Source organism: Paenibacillus sp. OK076, from assembly GCF_900110055.1.
GTDB lineage: Bacteria > Bacillota > Bacilli > Paenibacillales > Paenibacillaceae > Paenibacillus.
In genome coordinates this window covers 119,755-135,572 of sequence record NZ_FOCH01000003.1, presented here as the reverse complement: position 1 = coordinate 135,572, position 15,818 = coordinate 119,755, and the positions used below count along the sequence as shown (strand labels likewise).

The 15,818-nt window shown below is 47.1% G+C and carries 14 protein-coding genes; 10 read left to right on the top strand and 4 right to left on the bottom strand.

The window, feature by feature from the left end; translation table 11 throughout:
- Window positions 1-209 precede the first annotated feature (209 nt).
- Both BMY78_RS23130 and BMY78_RS23125 read left to right on the top strand, forming a co-directional pair.
- Window positions 210-1,691: a methyl-accepting chemotaxis protein gene (locus BMY78_RS23130; RefSeq protein WP_177185848.1), complete on the top strand. Its 1,482-nt coding sequence runs from the start codon at window positions 210-212 to the stop codon at window positions 1,689-1,691.
- A gap of 309 nt (window positions 1,692-2,000) precedes the next feature.
- Entirely contained in the window at window positions 2,001-3,224 is a 1,224-nt protein-coding gene (locus tag BMY78_RS23125) for a GNAT family N-acetyltransferase (RefSeq protein WP_306459237.1), read from the top strand.
- Between the two features lie 129 nt (window positions 3,225-3,353).
- On the opposite strand, the gene BMY78_RS23120 is transcribed toward BMY78_RS23125, so the two are convergent.
- Complete coding sequence (locus tag BMY78_RS23120) at window positions 3,354-3,719, bottom strand: VOC family protein (protein WP_090903737.1); 366 nt, start codon at window positions 3,717-3,719, stop codon at window positions 3,354-3,356.
- Window positions 3,720-3,911: 192 nt separating this feature from the next.
- A complete protein-coding gene (locus BMY78_RS23115) occupies window positions 3,912-5,564 on the bottom strand; it encodes an alkaline phosphatase (protein WP_256222329.1) in 1,653 nt (550 codons plus the stop codon).
- A 284-nt stretch (window positions 5,565-5,848) separates the two neighbouring features.
- Between BMY78_RS23115 and BMY78_RS23110 the strand changes: the two genes are divergently transcribed.
- The 3 genes from BMY78_RS23110 to BMY78_RS23105 all read left to right on the top strand — a co-directional run bounded on the left by BMY78_RS23110 (window position 5,849) and on the right by BMY78_RS23105 (window position 9,352).
- Entirely contained in the window at window positions 5,849-6,406 is a 558-nt protein-coding gene (locus BMY78_RS23110; RefSeq protein WP_090903736.1) for a hypothetical protein, read from the top strand.
- Between the two features lie 20 nt (window positions 6,407-6,426).
- The gene (locus BMY78_RS32940; RefSeq protein WP_177185847.1) at window positions 6,427-6,579 is read left to right on the top strand and encodes a hypothetical protein; all 153 of its coding nucleotides are present in this window, start codon (window positions 6,427-6,429) and stop codon (window positions 6,577-6,579) included.
- 529 nt (window positions 6,580-7,108) lie between these two features.
- A complete protein-coding gene (locus BMY78_RS23105) occupies window positions 7,109-9,352 on the top strand; it encodes a carboxylesterase/lipase family protein (protein ID WP_090903735.1) in 2,244 nt (747 codons plus the stop codon).
- 108 nt (window positions 9,353-9,460) lie between these two features.
- Here the strand turns inward: BMY78_RS23105 and BMY78_RS23100 are convergent, their stop codons facing one another.
- A complete protein-coding gene (locus BMY78_RS23100; RefSeq protein WP_090903734.1) occupies window positions 9,461-11,047 on the bottom strand; it encodes a choice-of-anchor I domain-containing protein in 1,587 nt (528 codons plus the stop codon).
- A gap of 258 nt (window positions 11,048-11,305) precedes the next feature.
- Between BMY78_RS23100 and BMY78_RS23095 the strand changes: the two genes are divergently transcribed.
- The 5 genes from BMY78_RS23095 to BMY78_RS23075 all read left to right on the top strand — a co-directional run bounded on the left by BMY78_RS23095 (window position 11,306) and on the right by BMY78_RS23075 (window position 15,027).
- Complete coding sequence (locus BMY78_RS23095) at window positions 11,306-11,524, top strand: helix-turn-helix transcriptional regulator (protein ID WP_062325685.1); 219 nt, start codon at window positions 11,306-11,308, stop codon at window positions 11,522-11,524.
- Complete coding sequence (locus tag BMY78_RS23090) at window positions 11,505-11,948, top strand: hypothetical protein (protein ID WP_143067075.1); 444 nt, start codon at window positions 11,505-11,507, stop codon at window positions 11,946-11,948. Before BMY78_RS23095 ends, BMY78_RS23090 begins: the two co-directional genes overlap by 20 nt.
- Window positions 11,949-12,112: 164 nt before the next feature.
- Complete coding sequence (locus BMY78_RS23085; protein WP_090903732.1) at window positions 12,113-13,075, top strand: helix-turn-helix transcriptional regulator; 963 nt, start codon at window positions 12,113-12,115, stop codon at window positions 13,073-13,075.
- Between the two features lie 107 nt (window positions 13,076-13,182).
- Window positions 13,183-14,394 (top strand): MFS transporter, encoded by a 1,212-nt coding sequence (locus tag BMY78_RS23080; protein WP_090903731.1) that lies wholly within the window; start codon window positions 13,183-13,185, stop codon window positions 14,392-14,394.
- Between the two features lie 189 nt (window positions 14,395-14,583).
- The gene (locus BMY78_RS23075) at window positions 14,584-15,027 is read left to right on the top strand and encodes an Hsp20/alpha crystallin family protein (protein WP_090903730.1); all 444 of its coding nucleotides are present in this window, start codon (window positions 14,584-14,586) and stop codon (window positions 15,025-15,027) included.
- Between the two features lie 215 nt (window positions 15,028-15,242).
- Here the strand turns inward: BMY78_RS23075 and BMY78_RS23070 are convergent, their stop codons facing one another.
- Window positions 15,243-15,800, bottom strand: coding sequence for a DUF1697 domain-containing protein (locus BMY78_RS23070; protein ID WP_090903729.1), 558 nt, complete (start codon window positions 15,798-15,800; stop codon window positions 15,243-15,245).
- Window positions 15,801-15,818: the final 18 nt, after the last annotated feature.

Genomic DNA, 15,818 nt, shown 5'->3' with positions numbered 1-15,818 from the left:
GTACATATTATATTCCTTCATATATTAAAAATTTACAATAAAAATCCGATATACATTAAGTGTGTTTTCATGTTTATGAAGACCTAATGTACTATAACAAAGCCCTAGGATTTTGCGATTCGTTCATAAGCAAGGACCATAGACTGATAAAAGATAGTACAGAAAATGTTTCGCCATGGTATTTAATTGATAAAAAGGACGGGAAATTCATGAATCGTTATGATGAAATCATCTGGAAAAGGAACAAGCTGATCTGTATCATCCTGTGGGTTATTGTTGCCATCGGTTTTGGTATGGCCTTTCTGGAACCCAAGCTGCTCGTTTCGAATGGGGTAGCTATTTTATTCGCGGGTTGGGTAACCTACGCAAACATCAAAAAGAAATATATCCATGTGATCCCGTGGCTTTGTACGCTCCTGATTACGGTCTGTGGAGTTTATGCAGGCTGGGGAAGTGTTAACATCACTTTAAGTCTGGTTATCACTTCAGTGTTATTGCTCTATCCTGACAAGAAACTGTTCACAACCGGATTTCTCGTTCTGCTTGCCATTAGTATTCTTCAGGTTGTTCTGGTGGAGACAAAGAGCTCCGAGGAATTTATTGGCCATATTGTTGATGTAGGATTGTTTGCACTTACCGGAGCTATTCTGATGATGGTTTCCCAGTTAAATCAAAGACTCTTTTGGGATAGCGAAGCCCGTTGGCAAGAGGTGGAGCATTCCAAAATGAGAGTGGAAACCATGCTTGTAAGGGTCAAAGAATCTGTAGAGGGGCTATCTCGTTATACGGACCAACTGAAGCAAAAAGTAACCGACACCGGCTCCATTACCCATGAAGTGACGCTTGGATTCAGCGAGGTGGCCAAAGGGGTCGAATTCCAGGCCACCAGTGTGGCTGAAATTTCAGAGTCCTTGTCCTTGTCGGATCAGCATATACGCGATGTAGCTTCCTACTCGCATCAGATGAAAGAACTGTCTGCGAGCATGGCAACGAGCACGGAAACAGGCAGTACACAGATGGAGCAACTGAATGTCCAGATGCAGGAGCTGTATGAAACGATTGATACCACAGCCAGCGATATGAGCAAGTTTAACGAGGAAAGTGAGTCCATGTCTCTAATGCTGAACAGCATCTCGGATATTGCAAATCAGACGAATCTGCTTGCGCTTAATGCAGCGATTGAAGCAGCCCGTGCAGGAGAGCATGGACGTGGGTTTGCAGTCGTATCGGAAGAAGTTCGCAAGCTGGCGGAACACTCCGGTCAATCGGCTAATGATATTGCAGTCATTTTGTTCCGTTTGAGAGGACAGACTCAGGCGTTGACGGATCGATTCGAACGCATTCGCCTCGCTTTGCAAGCAGGGAAAGACAGTGTTGAAACGGCAGAAGAGGTTTTCCGTATGATCAACAGCAATTCGCAGCAAGTATTGAATCAGGCCGCAGATATCGAGAGCAGTTCAGTCACCATGAGAGAATCTTCTACAAAAGTGGTTAATGAGGTTTCGGAAATTTCAAGTGTGACCCAGCAATCGAGTGCTGCAACGGAAGAAATTCTTGCCAGTATGGAAGAACAGCGCAATCTGACCCAGAAGATGGTGGACAGCTTCGGAGAATTAGAGCAACTGATTGTGGACCTGAGCGATTTGGTATCGGACAAGAACGAGATACGTTCTACAACTGATACGTTGTAAAATAAAGCAGGGCCGAAGCTGGATTACTGCATCGGAGTCATCTGATTACACCAATTTATATTCGAAGTTCAGTTACTGAGCCTGTCTCCAACCATGATGTGGGGCAGGCTTGGTTGTTTTTTTTGGATGGGATGATCTATCTCTGGCTGTTAACAACGAAATCATTGTGGATGTTCATCCAGGCCCACTATAATGGGAGGAATAGGAATACATAAAAACGTTGGAGAGAACGAGATTCTTTACTTACATAAGGAGGCAGAACGATATTTATCAATGAAGCGCTAATATTATCTCGTGGGGGAGCAGAACGTGAAGATTGGAATAACGGAACAAAAGCAGGCGAGATGCGACCAGACAGATGAATCGATGAATGAAAATTACGGTAGTCGCGTTCGCTTCTATGATCGGAACTCGCTTGAAGATATGGACTGGCCTAACACCGGGGACGGCAGATATGCAAGAGCATATTTGGAACCCCTGATGCTGCAAGGGACGCGGGGCTTCATGATAAATGTAAGCACAAACCTGCTTATCGCACGGATCGACGATCTTGTGCTTCCGTTGACGGTAAATGAGGCAGAGTATGAAAATTCTTACGTTTGTTCGCCTTATACGCATTATGTACGGTATGCCAAGCAGGAGTTGATACTGCTTCAGAAACCATTACTGGAAAAAGGGCTCTCCGCGCTGCTGAGTGTAGTGGGGTGGGGAATGCGGCATTCACAAATAAACAAGGTTGTACATGTCAACAACTGGCTGTTCTCAACAAACCTGTATCCAGCCATGTCAGGAGAGCAGGCGGTTTGTCTGCTTGCAGCAGTAAAGGAGCGTTATCCTGAGCATGCCGTCGTATTTCGCTCCTTGTGCCCCGGGCTTCACTCTGATCTGACGGAAGAGCTGAAGCAAGCAGGTTGTCAACTGATTCCGAGCCGTCAAATCTATTTGTACCAGCCGAATGATCCGAATTTTGGTAATGCGAAGTCGCGCTGGCTGCTGAAGCGGGATTACGAATTATTGGCCAAGCACGGATATGAATTCGTTTCCGAAGCGAATCTGACGGAGGAAGATATTCCACGAATTGCGGAGCTGTACAAGCTGCTATACCTTGAAAAATACTCTTATGATAATCCGCAATTCAGTGAACAGTTCATCGCCACAGCAAAAGCTTCTGGAGCGCTGGCCCTGTATGGTCTGCGGAAGGAAGGACGCTTAGATGCGGTTATGGGATACTTCTGTCGAAATGGGGTGATGACAACGCCGTTGTTCGGTTACGATACGGCGCTACCCCAATCCATCGGGCTGTACCGCATGCTGTCAGCTTGCCTGATTAGACAGGCCCGTGAGAACGGCCATCTGTTGCATGAGAGTGCTGGTGCTGCGCAGTTCAAGCGCAACCGTGGGGCTGTGCCCAATTTCGAGTATTCCGCTGTGTATGAGCGCCATCTGCCAATGAGCAGACGTTGGTGCTGGCTGCTGCTTGAACGGCTTTTGAATCGCATGGGTGTACCGCTAATGCGTCGGATGAAGCTGTAAACTTGTACAACAGCACGCTGACGCCGTACTATGTGGGGTGTACGTGTAGGTTTGACTCCACACACAACAGGTCAGTCATCCTGAAACGTACACTTATTTGGAACCGCTCCCCACATGCTCGAGCCTTAATCATGCATGTTCGGCCAACTGCACTTCGAAGCCATCTGGGTCGGTAATGTAAATAAACCGCAGATGCGGATTGGGCTGGACGGGGCCTCGTGCAATCGGGATGCCTAATGTAGCGAGCTGCTCCATGGCTTCGTCCAGTGACCTTACCTCATAGCCAATTGAAACGCCGGCCTCTGGCTTGAGAGTGGTTTCGCTGCCCTCAATCAGTTCCAGCTTCGTTTCATTTTCTGGGCCCAGCATGGCAATCTGCCGTCCACGGCTTTCGAATCTGCGCTGAATCGGCAGCCCGAGCATGTCGTGGTAGAAGCAGAGCGATGCTTCCAGATCGCGTACCCGCAGTGTGATCCAGTTTAGTCTGATCAACATAGGTGAACCTCTCCTTTATGGCGTCAATATTCATAAACGTTATACTTATTATACGATAAGCCTGTGCATGGGCCTACCATACACGTTACCTTTGTATATAGAAGTTGGACTTAAAAGTGAAATCGAAAAACTGCCCAAGAATATTCTTGGGCAGTTTAGTTAAGAGTGCCGTTCAATGAGCAGGCACTTTTTTTATTGAATCAGCTCAATCGCATCCTGTGACACAAAGGCTTCTACGCCATTGTAGACAATAACGCCATCCAGGGTTGTTTTTTTACCATTCACGAGCGCGATATTTGTGTAGATTTGCAGTTCAAGCTTGGTGCTGCCTTTTGTTACGAGGATCTTTGGATTTTTGGCATCTGTCAGATCCAGCTTGTACGTTGCTCCTTTGGCAGTAAAAGCCTGTTTCGCAGGCACAAACAATTGTTTGCTAACGCTATCGAGGTCAAGGTCCAGCACACGTGCCATGTATTTGGCTACATCCGTGTTGTCGATAACACCGAAAGGACGATCATTATTCGGAGCGTACGTATATAGCACAACATCTCCGCCCGTGTGACCGCCAGTGGTCCAGCCGATGCCGGAACGTTTGCTGATCATCGGTCCAACCGTATAATTGAGGCTGCCAGGACTGGCCGCTTTAATGGCAGCGATTTCCTCGGAAGTCAGGTCGGTAATGCCATAGTATTGCTTCATCACAGCTTTGATATTAGTTCGTTTGGCATTCAGCTTGGTTTCCAAACCTTCGCCTGTCAGCTTGGCCTTTTTCAGAGGTCCGATAAATGTGGACAACGGTTCTTTATCATAAGTGCCTGTAGTTGAGGCATTGCCGATAGTCAATCCACCGTTCTGGTGGTCCGTAACAGCGACAACAACGGTTTCTTGATCTTTTTTGGCAAAATCCGTGGCTACTTTGACGGCATCGTCGAACGCCAGCACGTCACTGATAATGCCGATTGGATCGTTGGCATGTGCTGCCCAGTCGACCTTGCTGCCCTCAACCATCAGGAAGAAACCATCTTCATCTTTGGAAAGAACCTCGATCGCTTTAGTTGTCATCTCGGCGAGGCTTGGCTGTTTAGCTGGATCACGATCCATATTGTAAGCCATGCCTGCCGGGGCAAACATGCCCCATAGCTTGCCTGAAGCGGAAGCTTTCATCGCCGCCGGAGTAGTCACATAGTCGTAGCCCAGTGCCTTGATGGATGAGACCAGATTTTCGCCATCTTTGCGTCCCGCAGGCTCCAAATAGCTGCTTCCTCCACCGAGAACAACGTCCATACCGTTATAGACCTGCTGTTTGCTCAGTGCATCATAGTTTTTGCGATCTGGATAGTGGGCCGAGAAGTCAGCCGGCGTGGCGTGCATAATTTCAGATGTCGCAATGATGCCAGTTGCTTTGCCTGCAAGTCTGGATGCTTCCAGGATAGAAGCGACCGGTTTTTTGGCATCTCCCGGTGCGATGGCTTTTTGTCCAGGCATCGTTGCTTTATCAGGCAGTACTCCGACATACCCTGTATGTGATTTATGACCTGTAGCAAAGGCTGTTCCCGCAGGGGCCGAGTCCGCAATCGGCGCATCCGCAGAGTGTGTACGAACCATGCCACTAGCCATGGAGTCCAATGTAAGAGAGGAACCCTTGTACCAACGGGCCAGAGCGGTGGCATCGTTAGCCATACCGTCAGGAATGAGTATGATGACATTTTTGATTGGTGAACTAGAAGTTGTTGAGATGGTGTCTTCCACAGCCCAAGCTGCACTACTGACTCCCAGCGTAGCCGTAACAATCGTCGTTACCGCGAGCATCATTTTGGCCGCACGGGTATTGAATCGGTTTAACATGAACACATCCTCCTAATAATATGTATAGTTTGGTATCCAAAACCCAGTGTATACAATGAATGATAAGTGAGCGTATGCACTGGATTAACTAAATGTAAAGTTTACGATTAGGGAGAAGGAATCGAATCAAAAAATGAAGATGAGTAAGGTTGGAACCGTTCTGTATATATTAAGGTTTACACTGGTTGTTTATGGAGAGGTTTACAGCGGAACTTCAGTTCGGTATGATTTTTGTATTGAAATATGTGTCTGAAGAAGCGGTGTGTGGACAAGGAGGTGTGCGAATGTATTTCCGTATCGGAATTGTTGGGCCGAAGCCGTCCATCGAGCGCACCATGCGTGCTTTGCACGAGCAGAATCTGGGGGCGAGCTTTGAGCTATACCCGTATGAACACGCCAGGGAAACGGGGGACATTATTACCAGGAACCGAGAGAATGTACACGGGTGGGTGTTTACGGGTCCGATTCCCTATCTGACAGTCCAAGCCGTGTTGCATGAAAAAGAAGATGCCATCTACTGTCCGCCTACAGGGGCCAGTTTCTATAAAGCTATGCTCCAAGCCGTTTATACATTGGACAGCCCCGTGAAAGACATCTCTATTGATATGACTGACAATGAGAGCTGGGGGCTGATGGACAGCCTGGAAGAGCTGAATTTCTCGGAGGAGCAGTTACGCAAATACGTGTTTTCCATAGACTATGATGTACAGGAAATGATCGAATTCCACGTTCGTCACTGGCAGAAGGGCACACCAAGGCAGCGATTACATGCCTGTATGCAGTATATGAAGGACTTTTCGAGAGAGGGGTTCCAGTCTTCAAAATCGACTCGACCAAGTTAGAGACGGTGCAGGCCGTTCGCATGCTGATTGAACAGATTCGCAGCTCCGCATTCAAGGACAGTCAGATCGGTGTGCTTATGATCGAGATCGATCGGCTGCATGAGGCAGGAGAACAATCCACTGAGCGTTACCCGCTGCAACATTTGGAGTTGAAGATCAAGCTACGTATATGATCGTTGGCAGCGAACTACCTGCCCCACATCACCACCCGGAATTCGATATCGATGAAGCGGTATTGGCTTCGGCCGTGGAACTGCTGGAAAGATTGGCACGAACGTTGGATTAATTGAGCTTCATTCAAAAGAGCCATACATGTAGGGATCACTTCCTAGTCATGGGTGGCTCTTTACTTTGGGTCCCTAGGGGAGTTCATAATGAGTATGATTAAAAAAAATATTGCTAGCGCTTTCATTTCGTGCTAACATCTCCATAACAACAGGGTTGTAACCGATCTCTCGGGCAATACCTGTACCGGTTCATTCGTTTATGATTTCATTATCAAACTATTGATTGCGTTTACAACTGAAAAATGGATCTAACCTCATTAATCCTCAGGGTTGTTACTGATTGCAGGCAAAACCTGGATTGAGGGCAGAAGACCGCGTTAAGCGACGTCTGTTTGCCTTTGATTCAGGTTTTTTTATATAAAAAACGCCTGACTCATTCCATCACACACTATTAGACAGCGAGGAGATTTAAGACATGAAAACTATCAAACGTACGATCGCCGTAGCAACCATTCTGGGTTTATGTGTATCAGGTCTGCCTGCGTATGCGGCCGGAATGTCAGGTTCCGCTTCTTCCACAGCCATGGACAAACTGATTCAATCCCAGCTGATTCGTGGCAATGGTCAGGGCGTTAATGAAGCCTATCTGAACAAAAAGGCAACCCGTATACAGGCTGCTATGCTCTACTTGCGTCTGTCAGGTTTGGAACAGGAGGCACTCGCCTACAACGGTACGGATACGTATGAAGATGCTGCACAAGCAGGCAAGCTGCTGCAACCGGTGGTTGGGTATTTGAAGTTGCATCCGTATCTGTCTGGAATTGCAGCAGGAAGCGAACGTTTTGAACCCAATGCACCGTTGACAACGGAAGGATATGCCGAAATGCTGCTGAAGGTACTTGGATATGAGGCAGGTACAGACTACAATCAAGGAGAAGCTTCCACTTATGCATCCGTTAAGGGGGTGAAGGCGCTTCAAGGTAAGGGTACGAGCGAACTTACCAATCGCCAGATGGCGGAGGCAACCGCACAGGCATTGCAGGCACAGCTCAAGAATGGCAGCGAGACCTTGGAGAAGCACTGGATGAAACATAAACAGGTTCAGGCATTCAAACCTCAAACGTTGCAGCAGACGAAATATGGCGCCATTGATGGCATAACCTATGAACAATACGGTACGCTCGGCTGGCTTGGTGTTCCTTATGCCGCACCTCCGGTAGGTGAACTGCGCTGGAAAGCTCCGCGTGAAGCGGAGGCATGGACGGAAACCAGACCAGCGAAACAATTTGCTGCGAACAGCTTGCAGTTATCCGGTAAAAATACAGCAGGAAGCGAGGATTCGCTGTACCTCAACATCTGGCGTCCCGATACAACCAGCTCGAAACTTCCGGTGATGGTGTTTCTGCACGGCGGCGGGAATATGACCGGATCAGGCAAGGATTTTCAGGGTGAACAGCTTGCGCGTAAAACGAACAGCATCATCATTTCCGTGAACTACAGACTTGGAGCACTTGGATTCTTTCAAAACGCGGCGCTGAAAACCGGCAATGCCCTGGATGATTCCGGCAACTACGGTTTGCTGGATGCATTCCGTGCATTGCAGTGGGTACAGGATAATATCGAAGGTTTCGGCGGAGACAGGGGCAATGTGACTTTGGCCGGACAATCTGCAGGAGCCCGTGATGTTCTCGCAACCCTCATATCTCCACTCAGCAAAGGGCTATACCAGAAAGCCGTCGCCTTCAGTGGAGGCTTGACCACAGCGGCACCGGAAGATGGAGAGAAGAGGTCCGAGAATGCGCTCGTAAAATTGCTCGTGGCAGAGGGCAAAGCGACTACGGATGAAGAAGCCAAAACATGGATTGCTGAACAATCTCAGGTACAGCTGGAGACCTATCTGCGCGAGTTGCCTGCGGACAAGCTGGTCACTGCATTCGGTGCCACGGCGATCCGTATGGAGCCGTTCCCTCACCTGTTCCGTGATGGTACAGTCATTCCAAAAGAAGGATTTGACGCCATCAACAGCGGTAATTATGCACAAGTGCCTGTACTGCTGGGCAGTCTGGAAACCGAATTCTCCGGATTTGCCTTTGGTGATCCGAACTTTGTTCCATCGATTGACGATGGAACCCTGTTAACCGATAAGACCAAGGCGGAGCAGTATGCTGCAGCCCTGAAATACGGCAGCGAGGCTTATGCAGGTTTTAATGCAGAGCGTGTAGCTGAACGTTTGACCAGTGAGGAGGGACAACCTCCGGTATATGCTTACCGTTTTGCATGGGGCACACAGCCTGGCGTCATCTCCGAACGGTTGCAAACGTTGCTTGGCGCACCACATGGAGCGGACATGGACTTTTATACAGGGCATGCGGACGGTATAGCAGCCTATTTCCCGGAAGGTTATTTCAGTGAAACGAACAAACCTGGTCGTGAGCAATTGTCTGAAGCCATGGCAGCTTATCTGAAACAGTTTCTGTACACGGGCAACCCGGGTAATGGTGGCTCGACTGAACTGGCGGCATGGACACCTTGGACGAAAGATGCCAAGACTCCGATCATGCGTCTGGATGCGAACAATACCACAGCAGAGATTGGCATGTCCTCACAGTATAACGAAGGCAAGGAAGCGGTAATGGCGAAGATGAAGAAAGAATTGTCTGAAGAAACGTACAAGCTGTTGACGGAAAAAGTATTTGCAGGCCGATTCTTCTGGGAATAAGTCCGGCATATAGGAGTCAGTAAAATAAAAAGGACAAGAAAGCATACTCTCTTGTCCTTTTTATTTATGGTTGTGAAGCTAATTCCTTCTACATAAAGGTTGCTCGACCTATTTTTTTGCGAAAAAACTAAGTGTTCCTGTGCTCTCGTCCGCGCTTACAAACAGGCTGCGCCCATTAACCCGATGGATGCCTTCCGGCGATTCACCAGCAGTGGGGATAAGCCCGAGGTAAGCTGGATTTACCGGATCAGCAAGATCGAAGAACAAAATGGCATCTGCCCTTTCGGAAGCCACTGCCGCGTAAGTCTTGCCTTCGATCATTGCTACCGTCAAATTCTCAACTTCACTGCCTTTGTTGGGACTGCGGTCATCCGGGTACAAGCCAGTCTTGGCCGTTGCTTCGTCAATGAGGTTCTGGCTATCGTACATCCGCTTTCCCTGCAGATCCCAGACCGCAATATTGCGTCCGCCTGCTTTTACCCCATCGTCAAATTCATCCTTGCCCAAATCACCTTCATTGGCAGTCAACAGGTATTTGCCATCAGCAGAGAAAGCAATACCATCCGGCTCATAACGAGCGGTTAAACTCTCAGTAAATTGGACAATGCCGTCATCTTTCAGATCGGCTTGATGTGAAGTGGTGCCTAGCGAAAAGATCGAGCTGATCTTCTTCGTCTCCAGATCAACAACAGCAATGGCATTGTTCTCCTGCAACGTTACGGCTGCTGTTTTGCTGTCAGGACTAATGGCAACATACTCTGGTTGTGGATCATGCAGATAGCTTGCTCCAGCTACATTTTCCAGGGCTACCGGCAAGTTGGTGATCTCACCTTCAAGTACGTTTCCGCCAGCAAAAGATACAATCATGATGCTGCCTGGACGCTTCGCATTGGCATAATCAATCTCATCGGCGGCTTTGTTAAGTTCTTCATCCTCAATGGCAATAACTGCATGCAGGCCGTCAGGTGACAACGCGATGGAGTCTGGACCGATGCCAAGTTCATACGTCTTCACGGTTTTGTAGGTTGTGAGGTCAACAATCGCCAGCAATCCCTTATTGGCTTCAGTGTCCGTATCGCCTGTACGAATCACGGCAAGCCCGTATTTGCCATCCTTGGATACCGTTACGCTCGTTACTTCCGCTTTGGCGGAGAGGTCATGGAAGCTGACGGTCTTCAAAACGTTGATGTTATTCAGGTCTGCAATATCCAGCACGGAAATGCTGCCATTGTCCGCTTCGGTTACCAACAGACGTTGACCATCAGGAGTAGAGGCTGATATTTCAGCTTTGCCTCCGGGCATCTGAAAGGCCGCAGTCTGTTCAAATCCGGTTTTATTTTGGTTCAGGATCAATTGATTCGTGATTAGCTTTAGCGTTTTGGGAGATACATACGTTATTCCATTGGCGATATAGCTTTTGCTGTCCAGTGGAGTTTTTACACCGTTAATGGTGGCTGTGGCCGTCCCGACCGGGAGCTGTGCCTGTATGTCTCCTAGCTGAATATCGACCCTTTGCTTGCTTCCGTCCCAAGTGACTTTTCCCTGCATATTTTGTATCGCTGTTCGTAGTACGACATGATCGTTAGCAGGTTCAAGTGTGTTAGCCGCATAGGCCATCGGCGTGTAGCTTGTTGCTCCTGTAGTGAGTATGGCTGTCATGGACATAACGGCGAGCCATTGATTTCTCTTTTTCAATGTTCTAGATCCCCTTTACCGTTTCGTGTGTGATGGTATGTACAATTGTTTTAGTATAGGGATGAAATGTTACGGAAGGGTAAAAACACAAAGTGAGTTGTGTAAAATCGTAAACAGGAACGATTTTCATCTGAATAACAGCTGAGATAGCGGGAAATCAACAACAAATCCCTGGAATGGAAAGCTCGCTTTACATGTTGAAGAAATTTTGATATATTTACGGAAAGTTAACTTTCCATTTTTGAAGGAGCTATTATATTGAAAAACAGACTGGAAGAAATTCGAAAGAAAAATGGAATCAAGCAGGAGGAACTTGCCGACAGATTGGAGGTGTCCAGACAGACGATCGGATCATTGGAGAACGGTCGTTACAATCCTTCCATTATTCTTGCATTCAAAATTGCCCGTTATTTTGACATGAGCATCGAAGAAATTTTCATTTACGAGGAGGAGCAGGATGATGAAAGCAACCAATAAGTGGGTGCATGTACTACTGGCAATAGCAGGTCTGGTTATGACATGTATTGGTGGGTTTGCTCTGAGAGGTGAAGCATTAAGCGGAGTCTCGGGTTTGTTGATCGGTTCAGGTTCGGTGCTTCTGGTTCTGGGGCTTGGCAATACGGTGCATTCCATATGGATGAACAAGTCTTCTAATCAGGCAATGTATGCTGAGCGATTGAGACAGAAGGAGATCGATGTTCAAGATGAACGCACTATTCGGTTGAAGGAAAAAGCAGGCTGGAAAACAAATATTACTATTTTTTATATTCTGATGGCCGTAACCGTGCTATTTAGTCTGATCGGTGTAGAACCGATTGTCGTGACTGTACTGGCGAGTGTTTTCATTTTTCAAATTGGGCTGGGCATCTTCCTATTCAATTATTACGCGAAAAAAATGTGAATATGCCCCTTGGGACGACCGCTTCAATATGAAGGGTAACGATCTCGTCATGGGACTGGTCGAAAATGTGAAATTGCGGTAAAATTAATTGAGAATAGTTCTCAATAAGGTTGAATCCATTTCCTTTTCGAGGATCATGATCAATACAGGCGAGGTGAAAACTCATGGGTTTCGATTCGTTAGCCGTTGTATACCAACATTATTTAACGCAGGAACCATTCCGTCAGCAGGATGAACATACGTACCTGCTCTCTGCTAAAGCGGGCTGTGGCAATATCAAAAGAGTTACCACGTATAGTGGTATCGAAATTGTGTATTCTCAGATTAATTATAGTGAGCCGTGTCCTACATTCTTTGCGTCGAATATTCCCATCATTGAGCTGCAGTTTGCCTTGTCAGGTGCGCGTTATGTAGACATATCCGGTCAGGAATATACGCTGTCTACTGGACAGGGAGCACTCCTTATGATGCGTGATTTTGAAGCCTGGTTCCACCCGCCTGCGCAGGAGAATTATACTTCTTTTGCCATCGGCATTCCGATCTCATTGTTCAATTATGCGGGTGCACAATTGGCAACCAGCAAGTCCATTCGTTTTCAGGACATTTTGGGGCATTGTGTATTCAAGCCTATCATATTTCAGCTGGATCACAGAATTCGAACGATGATTGACAGTCTGATTGGCGAATTGAATAACCCCTTCCGATCTTCCTTAATGATGGAAGCGACTGCATTGGAGATATTGAATCGGTTTATGATTCAGCTGTTTGATCTGGCACCTATCCCTTTAGGATTCTCCAGAGAGGATATACGGAAGCTGCATACCGCCCGGGAGATTATGGAAGCATGTATGGTGGACCCTCCATCCCTGCTGGCGTTGTCCAAACAGGTGGGTCTTAATGATTTCAAATTGAAAAAAGGCTTCAAAGCGCTGTTCGGCACTACCGTTTTTGAATATTTGCGTCAGATTCGTCTGGATAACGCCATGAAATTGCTGCGCAGCCAAGAGAACAACGTCACTGAGGCAGCGATCGCAGTTGGTTACAGCAATATCAGTGCCTTTTCCCAGCAATTCTATCGCAAATTCGGTGTGAAGCCATCGGAAATGAAAAAAAATATTAATAATTAATCCGTCTAACCGTTAATTATTCCGTATGGAGGCAGTCGAGATTCTTTCAACCTTATATACTCCAGGTACAGTGGTTACTGTACTGAAAAATAAAGGAGTGTATGAGCGTGAACAGAATCAGAGGAAGTATTTTTTTTAGCGTATTTGCAGCCATGTTGGGTCTTATGCTTATTGCTCCCATTATGCCGCCGCTTATTCGTGAGCTGGGGATGAAAGAAAGTCATTCCGGGCTCATTATTTCACTCGGGTCCATCGCCATGGCTGTAATGGGTCCGGTATGGGGCAGATTCAGTGATCTGAAAGGCAGAAAACCCATCATATTGATTGGATTCATAGGCATGTCCATAAGCTGTGCGTTGTTTGCATTGGCGATGTATAGTGGATTAAATGCGTGGATCGGAGGAGGCCTGCTGTTAACCCTTCTCATTGTAACGCGGAGCTTGATCGGTATGTTCATTCCGGCAGTGTTATCCTCTTCTCAGGCATATATGGGAGATGTGACGGAAGGGGAAGAGCGGGGAAGCGGGATGGCGATTATTAGTGCCGCCAATGGGCTGGGACTTGTATTAGGCCCTGCGATTGCAGGTGCTTTTACCATAATCGGCCTGCTGTGGCCGCTTTATTTTGGTATTTTTATTGCGTTAGCGGCGTTTATTATCGCTTTGTTGCTCATTCCTGCTGCCAAGCCGGTCATTCAGGAGAAAGCGCCCAAGGTTAACCCGCTTCAACGCGGTTTGCGGATGTATCTTGCTGCTGGTTTGGTTACAATGATGGGCATTATGACGTTACAGGTTGTCGGTGGATTTTATTTTCAGGATCAGCTCGCATTATCTCCAGGAGCTACAGCCAGAATGGTCTCCTTCGGACTCATGTTCTCCGGAGCTGCGATGCTGATCATGCAGGTGATCCAGATGAAGTGGTTGAAATGGCAGCCGCGGCCGATGATTTTGCTCGGGTCCCTTTTTCTGCTCGCAAGCATGGTATTGTTTCTGATCTCCAGTCAATTGGTTGTCTATTATCTATCCTTCTTCCTGTTCGGCATGGGCTCGGGTCTGATGATGCCTGGTTTTATGGCAGGAGCTTCTCTTTCGGTCAGCAAAGAACAGCAGGGTGGCGCAGCCGGATTGGTTGCAGCGATTCAAGGCATATCAGCCGTGATTACCCCTTTACTGACAACAACACTGTATCAGGTGGATCAACATATTCCGTTCATGCTGATAGCTCTGTTGGTTCTAATCATGGGTATTATTATGCTGGGCATTAGAAAAGATCAATCTGGTCCAGCGAAGGCAAAGGAAGCCATACGTTCTGTATCATAGTCAGATAAAGCCAGAAGGTCAAAAAAGGTCAAAATAAAAGAAAGCAGAATCTATTTTAAGGGAATGAATCGTGGCGTGGAAAAATCGTTCTTTTTGAGCTTTAACGAATTTTGAGCAATGTTGGGGTCGCTCTTATAATAAGACATGTAAGCAACAACTAAACCAACCACACATAAGGAGCTGATTTTGATGTTTGATCTGATTCCGTTTCGCAAACGAAATGAAGACCTGTTCGGACACATGCTGAAATCCTTCAATGACATGGTTGAGTCTCCATTCCTCTCTCCATTCGGAACTGGCTTACAGCCATTTCGGACCGATATTCGCGAGGAACAAAACAAATACTTGGTAGAAGCCGAGCTTCCCGGCATCGCTAAAGAGGATATAGACATTCACGTTGAAGGTAATGAACTGATCATCCGAGCCAAACGGAATGAAATGACTGAGCAGAAGGATGATACGAATCGAATCATTCGGCAAGAGAGACGTTCAGGTGAATTTATCCGACGTTTCTATGTGGAGCATATTGATGAGGAAAACATCAAGGCCAGATTGGAAAATGGCGTGTTGAAGCTCGACATTCCGAAGCGTCCGGGCGAAGATCACAGCCGCAAAAGCATCCAGATTGACTGACACATGTAACATGTAAATACGGGAGCGTTCTTCCTCCCTCATGGCAGTCAGCAAGCAGTAGACGTATCTGATGTTATTCCCCGGGGCGCTTAGCCCGGGGATTTTTTTACATCATCATTTAACGGGTCTGATTGGACATGTACAGTCCATTTCTTGTTCGCTGGATGACCTCAGTTTCATCACAAAGCGCACAGCATGATCCCGGCTGATTCACATTACTTCTCTGCTGCTGCCTGCATCAGCTTGTAAATCTGGCGGGTGGTGTTCACGTTCCGAACCGTCATATATTTGTAGACCTTGGAGCCTATGAGTTTGTTCATGCCACTTTGGGTGACAAGTTCTTTACTGACGGAGTATAAAATGGCTCCGGGAACATATAGCAATGTGCCGATTTCCGGTTTGATGGGCAGTTTGTCCAGAACTGAAACGTCATTTACCTCATCCCAGAGGAACATGACATCACTTTTGGCCGCGGCATCATTCGTCCATTGCTCCGGCAGTGCCTGAATAACCGTCCGTACTTCATCCAGATTACGTACCATCACCTTGATCTGTAAGCCAAAATCAACAGCTATGGCTTGTTCAAGAATTTGGGCTATTTCAGCGTTTGCATCCAAGCGTTCCTGATGGTCGGCAAAGATAATATTGCCGGAGTTGATATACGTCACCACATCCAACATGCCCGCTTGCTCAAACGTTTCTTTCAATTGCTTCATATTGATTTTATTATTACCGCCCACATTAATACCCCGAAGCAGAGCAACATAGATCATGATTCAACCCTCCGTATT

What these genes read in the sequence shown, in the direction of transcription:
- BMY78_RS23110 (WP_090903736.1), top strand. Translation starts at nt 5,849, where the DNA reads ATGTATTTCCGTATCGGAATTGTTGGGCCGAAGCCGTCCATCGAGCGC.
- BMY78_RS32940 (WP_177185847.1), top strand. Translation starts at nt 6,427, where the DNA reads ATGCTGATTGAACAGATTCGCAGCTCCGCATTCAAGGACAGTCAGATC.
- BMY78_RS23130 (WP_177185848.1), top strand. Translation starts at nt 210, where the DNA reads ATGAATCGTTATGATGAAATCATCTGGAAAAGGAACAAGCTGATCTGT.
- BMY78_RS23115 (WP_256222329.1), bottom strand. Translation starts at nt 5,564, where the DNA reads ATGTTAAACCGATTCAATACCCGTGCGGCCAAAATGATGCTCGCGGTA.
- BMY78_RS23075 (WP_090903730.1), top strand. Translation starts at nt 14,584, where the DNA reads ATGTTTGATCTGATTCCGTTTCGCAAACGAAATGAAGACCTGTTCGGA.
- BMY78_RS23120 (WP_090903737.1), bottom strand. Translation starts at nt 3,719, where the DNA reads ATGTTGATCAGACTAAACTGGATCACACTGCGGGTACGCGATCTGGAA.
- BMY78_RS23070 (WP_090903729.1), bottom strand. Translation starts at nt 15,800, where the DNA reads ATGATCTATGTTGCTCTGCTTCGGGGTATTAATGTGGGCGGTAATAAT.
- BMY78_RS23105 (WP_090903735.1), top strand. Translation starts at nt 7,109, where the DNA reads ATGAAAACTATCAAACGTACGATCGCCGTAGCAACCATTCTGGGTTTA.
- BMY78_RS23090 (WP_143067075.1), top strand. Translation starts at nt 11,505, where the DNA reads ATGATGAAAGCAACCAATAAGTGGGTGCATGTACTACTGGCAATAGCA.
- BMY78_RS23085 (WP_090903732.1), top strand. Translation starts at nt 12,113, where the DNA reads ATGGGTTTCGATTCGTTAGCCGTTGTATACCAACATTATTTAACGCAG.